Raw genomic sequence first — 9,693 nt, 5'->3', positions numbered from 1 at the left:
GACCCGCTCGGCGGAGCGGGCGACGCTGGCATCCCGCCTCAAGCAGGACCTGCGAGACGCTCTCGGTCTCGGACCGTGCGATGCGCTCACCGTCAACGAGATCGCCTGCGCGGATCCCGGCTGTCCCGATCTTGAGACGATCGTGCTGGTGATGCGGGAGGGGGAGCCGACGCGGGGGCTGCGCATCCGCCGAACCCTGGAGGCGGTGACGCCTGAGGACAGGGCCGCGCTCGTCGCCGAGGAGCGGCAGCGGCGGGAGGCGGGTGAGCCTTAAGTCGGGATGGGGAGGCGATCTCGTTCCCGGCTCGGGATGCCGGGCGGCGAGCTCCGATCTCGTTCGGGGCTCGCAACTCACAGTCGTCCTACTTCCATGCCATTCAATTCTGCCGGGATCGACAGTCATGGAGGGCGGGATGCGCATCGGGGTGCGATCTCGTGAGACGACCGGTCACCGTATCGAGCAGGATATCCGGGATTTTCATGGGCCCGGCGGCGCGAAATGCTGCCGGCCGTCACGGTTTGTGCACCATTTCCCGCTCAGATCGACGGAGGCGATCGGGCGATCGGAGTTGGGAATGCCGGACGAACGCGTCCTGCGGGCCGTGGTGCTCGACGACGGCGAGATGAACAACCTCCTCACCGTCACCGCGCTGCAACCGATCGCAGGCTGCGTGGCCCACGACTTCACCGCGCCCGCCGAGGCGATCGCCTTCGCGGCTGCGCGCGCGCCCGAGATCGGCGTGTTCATCACCGACTACGAGATGCCCGGCATGAACGGGCTCGAGGTCATCCGAGCGGTGCGGCGGGTGCCCGGCCTCGCGAGTCTGCCGATCGTCATGGTGACGAGCTACGATCAGCGCTCGCTCCGCCGTGAGGCGCTGGAGGCTGGCGCCACCGACTTCCTCGGCAAGCCGGCGGACCCGGTCGAGATCCGGGCGCGCGTATCGAACCTCCTCGCCCTCGCGCGGGCGCACATGGTGCAGCGCGACCACGCCGCCGAACTCGCCCGGGAGGTCGCCGCCGCGGTCGCCCTGGTGGAGGAGCGCGAGCGCGAGATCGTCTCCACGCTGATGCGCGCGGCCGAGAACCGGGACACCGACACGGGCGACCACATCGCCCGCGTCTCGGCCTATGTCGGCCTCATCGCCGAGGCCTTGCATCTGCCGCCGACGGAGCGGCGTCAGTTGTGCCTTGCCGCGACCATGCACGATGTCGGCAAGATCGGCGTGCCGGACGCCATCCTGCTCAAGCCCGGCCTGCTCACGGTGGAGGAGCGCCGCGAGATGGAGCGGCACGCCGAGCGGGGCTGGCGCATCCTGGGCGGCAGCGCCTCGCCGGTGATGCGACTGGCGGCCGAGATCGCGCTGAGCCACCACGAGCGCTGGGACGGCACCGGCTACCCGCACCGCCTGGCCGGCGAGGCCATCCCGCTCTCCGGCCGGGTCGTGGCCGTGGCGGACGTTTTCGACGCGCTGACCACCGAGCGCCCCTACAAGCAGGCTTGGCCGCCCGAGCGCGCCCGCCAGTACCTCGTCGAGGCCGCGGGCCAGCACTTCGACCCGGCCATCGTCTCGGCCTTCCTCGGGCGCTGGCCGGCGGTCCAAGCGTTCCTCGACAGTCACCGCGCCGGACAGATGCGCGGCGCAGCTTGAATCCGGCGCGTGAGGCGGCTGCGTAACCCGCCGCGGCCCGCGGCGAACAGGAATCGGACAGGGCCCCGGAGCCCGCGAGGACACGCCATGCTCACCCGTCGCCGGATCGTTGCGCTCGCTGCGCTCCTCACCGTGATCGCCGCTCCCGCCCGGGCCGGCGAGGTCGTGCCCTTCGAGGCGGAGGCTTTCGCGGTCGCCCAGCGGGCGGGAGCGCCGATCCTCGTGGCGGTCTCGGCGCCCTGGTGCCCGATCTGCAAGGCGCAGAAGCCGATCCTGGCGCGGCTGGCGGCCGAGCCGCGGTTCCGTGATCTGCGCGTCTTCACGATCGATTTCGATACGCAGAAGGATCTGCTGCGCCGTTTCGATGCCCGGATGCAGAGCACCCTGATCGCCTTCAAGGGCGCCGCCGAGACCGGCCGCTCGGTCGGCGAGACGCAGGTGGAGTGGATCGAGGGGCTGGTGGAGAAGACGCTGTAGAGCCGCTGCCCGTCGAGCGCGGTGGGTCCCCGTATACGGAACCGTTTAAGGTCGTGTGCATCGGCCGATGCCACCGCACTCCCTTCCCCTCGGAGGGGGGAGGGAGTGCCGTGGCCGGCGAGGGCGCATGGAATGCCCTCAGCGCTTGAAGAATGCGTCTGCCGCGCCGCGCGCACTCTCCTTGGCGGCGCGGGCTGCCTCGAGCCGCGCGATCTCCCGACGCAGCAGGTCGATCCGCTCGGCGAGATCATCGACCGAGAGCGCGTCGAGCGCTTGGCCGACCTCGTGCGTGGGCGCCTTGCGCACCCGATCCTCGTCCTCCCGCACCCCGTCCTCCCTGGCTAACGAACACTCACCACCATGCGTGGCCCGCCGCGAGCTTCGGAAGGCCGAGATGGCGCGCCACCGTCGCGCCGATATCCGAAAGGCTCGCCCGGCGCCCGACGGGCCCCGCAGGAATGCCGGGGCCGAAGGCCAGGACCGGAACCTGCTCGCGGGTGTGGTCGGTGCCGGTCCAGGTCGGGTCGTTGCCGTGATCGGCTGTGATCAGGCAGAGGTCGCCCGGCCGCAGAATCGCATCGATCTCGGGGATGCGCGCGTCGAACGCCTCCAGCGCGGCGGCGTAGCCCGGCAGATCGCGCGGGTGCCCATACTCGGTGTCGAAATCGACGAGGTTCAGGAAGACGAGGCCGCCCTCGGGCAGATCGTGAAACGCCGCGAGCGCCGCGTCGAGGCCGGCCCGATTACCGGCGGCCTTCACCTCGCGGCCGGTCGAGCGGTGGGCGAAGATGTCGCCGATCTTGCCGACGCTGACCACGGCGCGGCCGCTCGCCAGGTCGAGCAGGGTCTCGCCGGGCGGCGCGACGGCGAAATCCCGGCGGTTCCCGGTGCGCCGGAACCCCGTTTCCGCGTCGCCCAGAAAGGGACGCGCGATGACGCGGCCGATCCGGTAATCGTCGCAGAGCGCGCGGGCGGTGCGGCAGAGGTCGTACAGGCGCTCCAACCCGAAGGCCTCCTCGTGGGCCGCGATCTGGAACACGCTGTCGGCGGAGGTGTAGCAGATCGGCCGGCCCGTCCGCAGGTGCTCGGCCCCGAGCCGCGCCACGATCGCCGCGCCCGCCGCGTGGCAGTCGCCGAGGATGCCGGGGATACCGCCGCGCTCGATCAGCGCGCGGGTCAGCGCCTCCGGGAAGGCGGGGCGCGTGTCGGGAAAGTGGCCCCAGGGCTCACGCATCGGCAGGCCGGCGATCTCCCAGTGGCCCGACGGCGTGTCCTTGCCGGCGGCGGTCTCGACGGCGTGGCCCCACGCCCCTCGCGCCGGACCCGCGATCTCCAGGCCCGGCGGCACGCGACCGCTCGCGCCCGCCGCAGCGAGACCGAGACCGAGGGTGGCGAGGTGCGGCAGGCGTAGGCGGCCGCTCCGAAGGCCCGCACGGTCGCCCGCGCCCCCGGCGCAGCCCTCCGCGATGTGCCCGAGCGTGTCGGCGCCCGCATCGCCGTAGGCGGCGGCGTCGGGCGCGCCGCCGATGCCGACGGAATCGAGCACGATGAGGAGGGCGCGGGCCATGTCAGGCCGGCTCCAGCTCGGCGATCGCCTCGCTCTTCAGGTTGAAGGCGGCCGCGAACAGGGTGCGGGTGTAGGCGGTCCGGGGCGCCGCGAAGATCGCTTCCGCCGGCCCCTCCTCAACGACCTGCCCGTTCTGCATGACGAGAACGTGGTTGGCGAGCGCGCGCACCACCTTCAGGTCGTGGCTGATGAACAGGTAGGCGAGGCCGCGCTCGCGCTGGAGGTCGCGCAGCAGCGCGACGATCTGGGCCTGGACCGAGCGGTCGAGGGCCGAGGTCGGCTCGTCCAGCACGACGAAGCGGGGCCTCAGGACGATCGCCCGCGCGATGGCGATGCGCTGGCGCTGGCCGCCCGAGAACTCGTGCGGGTAGCGGTCCATCACGGCGGGGTCGAGCCCGACATCGTGCAGCGCCCGCGCCACCACGGCCCGGCGCTCCGTGGAGGAGCGAAGCTCGCCCTGCACCACCAGCCCCTCGGCCACGATGTCGGCCACCGACATCCGCGGCGAGAGCGAACCGTAGGGATCCTGGAACACCACCTGCATGTCGCGCCGGAGCGGCCGCATCTGCGCGACGGAGAGCCCGTCGATCGGGCGGCCCATGAAGACGATCGGACCCTCCGAGCCGATCAGGCGCAGCAGGGCGAGGCCGAGCGTGGTCTTGCCCGAGCCCGACTCGCCCACGATCCCGACCGTCTCCCCGGCCCGCACGGTGAGGGAGACGCCGTCTACGGCCCGGACGTGGCCGGTGGTCCGCCGCAGCAGGCCCTCCTTCAGCGGGAACCAGACCTTCAGCGGCCCCGCCTGGAGCAGGACCGGAGCGTCGGCCGGCACCGGGTTGGCCCGGCCCTTCGGCTCGGAGGCGATCAGGCGGCGGGTATAGTCGTGCTGCGGCGATCCGAACACATCCGCGGTCGGCCCTGCCTCGACGATCCGGCCTTTCAGCATCACGCAGACCCGCGCGGCGATGCGCTCGACGATGCCAAGATCGTGGGTGATGAACAGCATTGCCATGCCGAGCCGCCGCTGTAGGTCGGCCAGTAGCGAGAGGATCTGCGCCTGCACGGTGACGTCGAGCGCCGTCGTCGGCTCGTCGGCGACGAGCAGGTCCGGCTCGCAGGCCAGCGCCATCGCGATCATCACGCGCTGGCGCTGGCCGCCGGAGAGCTCGTGCGGGTAGGCGCCCATGCGGCGCTCCGCGTCGCGCAGGCCCACGAGGTCGAGCAGCTCGAGGATGCGGGCGCGGGCCTGTCGCCCCCGGAGGCCGCGGTGGAGGGAGAGCACCTCGCCGATCTGCCGCTCGATCGTGTGAAGCGGGTTGAGCGAGGTCATCGGCTCCTGGAACACCATGGTGATGTCGGCGCCGCGCACCGCCCGCATCCGGCGCTCGGGCAGCGCCAGCAGGTCCTGGTCCTTGAAGCGGATGGTCCCCGAGAGCTCCGCCGCACCGTCGACGAGGCGCAGGATCGAGAGCGCGGTGACAGACTTGCCGGAACCCGACTCACCGACCAAAGCCACGGTCTCGCCCGGCGCGATGGTGAAGCCGACGCGATCGACCGCCCGGGTGCCGCCGGGGAAGGTGACCGAGAGATCCTCGACGGAGAGCAGCGGGTCCGGCATCGCGCCTGCGGGTTCGGGGCGCGGCGGAAGGTGCCGCGCGTCGGCGGATTATAGCGCGGCGGGTCCGGGAGGGCGAACGCGGTTCGCTCCCGCTCGAGGCCCGGCCTCCCCCTTCCGCGAAGGCGGGAGGCCGCCGCGCGCATTGATCGCGCCGCCCGCAGCGCTAGAACCCGCGGCGTGACATCCTTGCATCCCTGGATTCTCGCCGCGCTCGGCGCGCTCCTGCTCGCCGGCCCGGCGCGCGCCGTGCCCTCCGAGGGCGCGACCGAGACCGTCGAGCAGGCTCTCTGCCGGCTGATCGAGGGCTCGGCCAAGGCCCGCGGCCTGCCGGTGCCGTTCCTGACCCGGCTGATCTGGCGCGAGAGCAGCTTCAAGGTCGGCGTGGTGAGCCCGGCGGGCGCCCAAGGGGTGGCGCAGTTCATGCCCGGCACCGCGCGTGAGCGCGGGCTCGCCGATCCGTTCGATCCCGAGCAGGCGATCCCCCACGCCGCGCACCTGCTCGCCGACCTCAAGCGCCAGTTCGGCAATCTCGGGCTCGCCGCGGCGGCCTACAACGGCGGTCCCCAGCGCGTGACGAACTGGCTCGCGGGCACCGGCGGCCTGCCGGCCGAGACCCGGGCCTACGTGCTCTGGATCACCGGGAGCCCGGCGGAAGATTTTCGTAACGGCGCGGGCGGGGGCGCGATCGAGTTTCCCGAGGGCAGGCCCGAGAAGCGCGAAGCCAAGACCGAGCCGAAGCCGGAGCCCGTCATCGAGACGCAGCAGACCTGCCTGCAGACCACGGCGGCGCTGCGGATCCCGTCCCGCGGCGACCGCTTCGCCACGGGCCCGAGCGAGGGGCCGGTGGCGCCCTGGGGCATCCAGCTCGCGGGCAACTTCTCGAAGTCGCTTGCGCTGGCGAGCTTCTCGCGGGCCCGCTCGGCCTACGCGAAGGTGATCGGCGACGTGCGCCCGATGATCATCGGCACCCGCTTCCGCAACCGCGGCACACGCGCCTTCTACCGGGTCCGCATACCGGCCGAGAGCCGGCAGGCCGCGGACGGCCTCTGCGCCAAGATCCGCGGCGTCGGCGGCGCCTGCCTCGTGCTGAAGACCTGACGCGCCCGAGCCGGCCGCGATCCACCTGCCCGATCCCGACCCGATCCGGCCATGAATCCGCCCGCTGCCGCGGGTCTTGAGGCACCAAAGGGGCCATCGATCACCGCATGATTCGCGTTCTCACCGGACTCGTCAGCCTGCTCTGCCTCGTGCTCGGCGCGCTCGGTCTCTCCGCCTGCTCGCCGCTCGCCCTGTTCGACGCGATCGGCCCGCGCGACACCGGCGGACGGCAGGCGGCGCAGGACCTTCCCTTCGCGGAAGGCCCGCGCGGCGGCCTCGACGTCTACGTGCCGGTCAAAACCGTCGAGCACGCGCCGGTCCTCGTGTTCTTCTACGGCGGCTCCTGGCAGAGCGGGCAGCGGGGCGACTACGCCTTCGTCGGCCAGGCGCTCGCCGCGCAGGGGTTCGTGACGGTGGTGCCCGACTATCGGCTCTACCCGGAGGCGCCGTTCCCGGCCTTCCTAGAGGACGGCGCACGCGCGATCGCCTGGGTGCGCGACAACATCGCGGCCTACGGCGGCGACCCGCGCCGCATCGTGCTGGCGGGCCACTCGGCCGGCGCCTACAACGCGCTGATGCTGGCGCTCGACCCGCGCTACCTGCGCGGCGCCGGGGTCGATCCCCGCACGATCCGGGCGGTGGCGGGGCTGTCCGGCCCCTACGACTTCCTGCCCTTCGACCACGAGACCTCGGTCCGGGTCTTCGGCGACGCGCCCGACAAGGCGGCGACCCAGCCCGTGACCTTCGCGGGCCCGAACGCGCCACCGGCCTTCCTGGCGAGCGGCGAGGCCGACACCGTGGTCCGCCCGCGCAACACCCGCAGCCTCGCCGAGCGGCTGCGCCGCGCCCACGTGCCGGTGCAGGAGCGGATCTATCCGGGCCTCGACCACAGCGACACCCTGCTGGCCCTTTCCATCACCTTTCGCTCGAAGGCGCCGGTACTCGCCGAGATGGCGGCCTTCCTGAAGGGGCAGGCTGCCGGCCGTCAGCAGGTGACGATCCGGCAGCGCTGATCAGCGCGCGTCGACCGGCGCCGCCCCCTCCGGCGGCACCGGCCGCGGCCGGCGGTCCGGCCCGATCGCCACGAAGGTGAAGGTCCCCTCCGTCACCTTGCGGGTGGCCTCACCCTCGCGCTCGCGGCGCCATACCTCGACATGGATCCGGATCGAGGTGCGGCCGACCTTGAGGATGCGGGCGTAGAGGCTGACCTCGTCGCCGACGAAGACCGGGCTGTGGAAGGTCATCGCCTCCACCGAGATCGTGGCGCAGCGCCCCCGTGCCCGCCGGGCCGCGACGTTGCCGGCGGCGAGATCCATCTGCGCCATCAGCCAGCCGCCGAAGATGTCGCCGGCCGGGTTCGTGTCGGACGGCATCGCGATGGTGCGGATGACGGGCGCGCCGCGGTCCCGCGGCTGGACGGTCTCGGCCGGTAACGGATCCAGCGCGACGGCTGGCAAGGTATCTGTGCTCATGGGATCTCCCGATATCCCCTTACTCGGGGAGCGCGAAGACCAGAAGAGCATCCCCCGTGCCGAAGCCCGACGCCTTGGTGAAGGAGGCGCCGCCCGCGGCAACCGCCACGTATTGCCGTCCGTCGAGCGCGTAGGTCACCGCCGGCCCGCTGATCCCGGCACCGCACTGGAAGCGCCAGAGGATTCTGCCGGTCTCGGCGTCGTGCGCGTCGAGATGGCCGTCCTCCTCGCCCGAGAAGACGAGGCCGCCGGCCGTCGCCAGCGTTCCGCCCGACAGGCGGCTTCCCGCGCGGACCGACCAGAGGATCCGCCCGCTCCCGCCGAGATCGAGAGCAGTGAGCGTGCTGAAGCTCGGCTCGCCCCTCGCCTCGCTCGTCTCGGTGTAGCGGATCTCCGGGCGCCCGGGGCCGCCTGCAACCGTCTTGACCGTGTAGGTCGCGGCCCCGTGCCGGACCTGGAGGTAGGCGCGTCCCGTGCCCGCGTCATAGGCGGTCGGCGGCCAGGACACCGCCCCGAGCGGGCCGGGGCTGACCACGGTGCCCTCCGGGCTCGGCGGCCGGTAGAGGTTCTTCTGGGTAATCAGGGGCTCGGAGCGCTGCAGCAGCGCGCCGGTCGCCCGGTCGTGCACGTAGACCCAGCCGGTCTTGCTTGCCGAGGCCACGGCCTTGACGGTCCGCCCGTCGGCCCCGCGCCAGTCGAGCAACACGGGCGGGCTCGCCACGTCGTAGCCCCACTCCTCGTGCGGCACCTGCTGGTGGTGCCAGCGCAGCGTGCCCGTTCGGATGTCGAGGGCCACGAGGCTCATCGTGTAGAGGTTGTCGCCAGGCCGCGAGAGGCCGAAATTCTGCGGCGCCGGGTTGCCGGTGCCGAGAAAGATCAGGCCGAGATCGGGATCGTAGGCCGGCGTCATCCAGAGCGAGCCGCCGCCCACCCGCCACGCCTCCCGGTGTGCGGGCGCCGCCGCCCGCTCGGCGGCGACGTCGCGGTGGAGCGGCTCGCCGTCGGCGGTCTTCTCGACGAAGCCGCCCTCCCACCCGTCCTCCTTGGTGACGTACCAGCGCCAGCGCTCTGCGCCGGTCCTGGCATCGTAGGCCGCGAGCCAGCCGCGCCGTCCGTAGCCGCCCTCGATACCGACGACCGCGCCGCCATCGAGCCCGCCGCGCTCGTCCTCGACGTGCAGGCCGTAGCCCGCGCCGGTGACGCCCACGATCACCAGCCCCTCGGCCACCAGCGGCGGCATCTTGAAGCCGAGCCGGCTCGAGCCCTGCACCGGCTTGCCGCCGAGCGTCTGGGCGAGGCCGGACGCCGTCTCGCTCTCGCCCTCCTCGGGCCGCACCGCCTCGTGGTCCCAGACCAGGGCGCCGGTCCGCTGGTCGAGCGCGACGACGCGGCCGTCCATGGTGGCTTGGTAGACGAGCCCGCCCGCCACCGCGACGCCGCGGTTCGAGGGCGGCCCGAAGATCTTTTCCGTGCGCGCCCGATGCGTGTAGGTCCAGAGGGGGCGGCCGGTGCGCGCATCGAGCGCCGCGACGTTGTTGCCGGTGGTCGAGACGTAGAGGGCGCCGTCGACCATCACCGGCTGGGCCTGGAAGTAGCCTGTCACCCCCGTCTGGAAGAGCCAGGCCGGGCGCAGCCGCGCGACGTTGCCACGGTCGATGGCGGCGAGAGGCGAGAAGTTCCGGTTCGTGGCGTCGCGCCCGAAAGCCGGCCACTCCGCGTCGGCGGCATGTCCGGGAAGGGCCCCGAGGGCGACGAGAGCGAGCGCGGTCAGTCGCGACAGCATGGGTCCTCCTGGTATTCCCGTTCGAT

General features: G+C 72.6%; 10 protein-coding genes. 5 read left to right on the top strand and 5 right to left on the bottom strand.

The annotated features are described in order from the left end of the window. Positions 1-25: 25 nt before the first annotated feature. The 3 genes from AX737_RS18870 (at position 26) to AX737_RS18860 (ending at position 2,129) form a co-directional block, all read left to right on the top strand. Positions 26-274 carry a hypothetical protein gene (locus tag AX737_RS18870; protein WP_066924107.1) on the top strand — a complete coding sequence of 83 codons (249 nt, stop codon included), beginning with the start codon at positions 26-28 and terminating at the stop codon, positions 272-274. A gap of 319 nt (positions 275-593) precedes the next feature. After that, a complete protein-coding gene (locus AX737_RS18865; RefSeq protein ID WP_066924105.1) occupies positions 594-1,652 on the top strand; it encodes an HD domain-containing phosphohydrolase in 1,059 nt (352 codons plus the stop codon). A gap of 87 nt (positions 1,653-1,739) precedes the next feature. After that, positions 1,740-2,129 (top strand): thioredoxin family protein, encoded by a 390-nt coding sequence (locus AX737_RS18860; protein WP_066924099.1) that lies wholly within the window; start codon positions 1,740-1,742, stop codon positions 2,127-2,129. A 138-nt stretch (positions 2,130-2,267) separates the two neighbouring features. Here AX737_RS18860 and AX737_RS18855 read toward each other — a convergent pair whose 3' ends face one another. From AX737_RS18855 to AX737_RS18845, 3 genes are read right to left on the bottom strand one after another with little or no spacing between them, the layout of a single operon-like run. Next, the gene (locus AX737_RS18855) at positions 2,268-2,456 is read right to left on the bottom strand and encodes a DUF1192 domain-containing protein (RefSeq protein ID WP_066924098.1); all 189 of its coding nucleotides are present in this window, start codon (positions 2,454-2,456) and stop codon (positions 2,268-2,270) included. A 25-nt stretch (positions 2,457-2,481) separates the two neighbouring features. Then, the gene (locus AX737_RS18850; protein ID WP_066924096.1) at positions 2,482-3,696 is read right to left on the bottom strand and encodes a phosphopentomutase; all 1,215 of its coding nucleotides are present in this window, start codon (positions 3,694-3,696) and stop codon (positions 2,482-2,484) included. 1 nt (position 3,697) lies between these two features. Then, on the bottom strand, positions 3,698-5,314 hold the full coding sequence (locus AX737_RS18845; protein WP_066924094.1) for an ABC transporter ATP-binding protein: 1,617 nt from the start codon (positions 5,312-5,314) through the stop codon (positions 3,698-3,700). A gap of 177 nt (positions 5,315-5,491) precedes the next feature. Between AX737_RS18845 and AX737_RS18840 the strand changes: the two genes are divergently transcribed. Next, complete coding sequence (locus tag AX737_RS18840; RefSeq protein WP_238230612.1) at positions 5,492-6,412, top strand: lytic transglycosylase domain-containing protein; 921 nt, start codon at positions 5,492-5,494, stop codon at positions 6,410-6,412. Between the two features lie 107 nt (positions 6,413-6,519). Next, positions 6,520-7,425: an alpha/beta hydrolase gene (locus AX737_RS18835; RefSeq protein ID WP_066924090.1), complete on the top strand. Its 906-nt coding sequence runs from the start codon at positions 6,520-6,522 to the stop codon at positions 7,423-7,425. Here the strand turns inward: AX737_RS18835 and AX737_RS18830 are convergent, their stop codons facing one another. Beyond that, the gene (locus tag AX737_RS18830) at positions 7,426-7,785 is read right to left on the bottom strand and encodes a hotdog domain-containing protein (protein ID WP_238230652.1); all 360 of its coding nucleotides are present in this window, start codon (positions 7,783-7,785) and stop codon (positions 7,426-7,428) included. Positions 7,786-7,903: 118 nt separating this feature from the next. After that, positions 7,904-9,667, bottom strand: a complete 1,764-nt coding sequence (locus AX737_RS18825; RefSeq protein ID WP_066924085.1) for a PQQ-binding-like beta-propeller repeat protein — start codon at positions 9,665-9,667, stop codon at positions 7,904-7,906. Positions 9,668-9,693 lie beyond the last annotated feature (26 nt).

It is taken from the genome of Methylobacterium sp. CCH5-D2, from assembly GCF_001556475.1.
Taxonomy (GTDB): Bacteria; Pseudomonadota; Alphaproteobacteria; order Rhizobiales; family Beijerinckiaceae; genus Methylobacterium; species Methylobacterium hispanicum.
The sequence above is the reverse complement of the archived record's forward strand: the minus strand, read 5'-3'. Positions and strand labels throughout refer to the sequence as shown.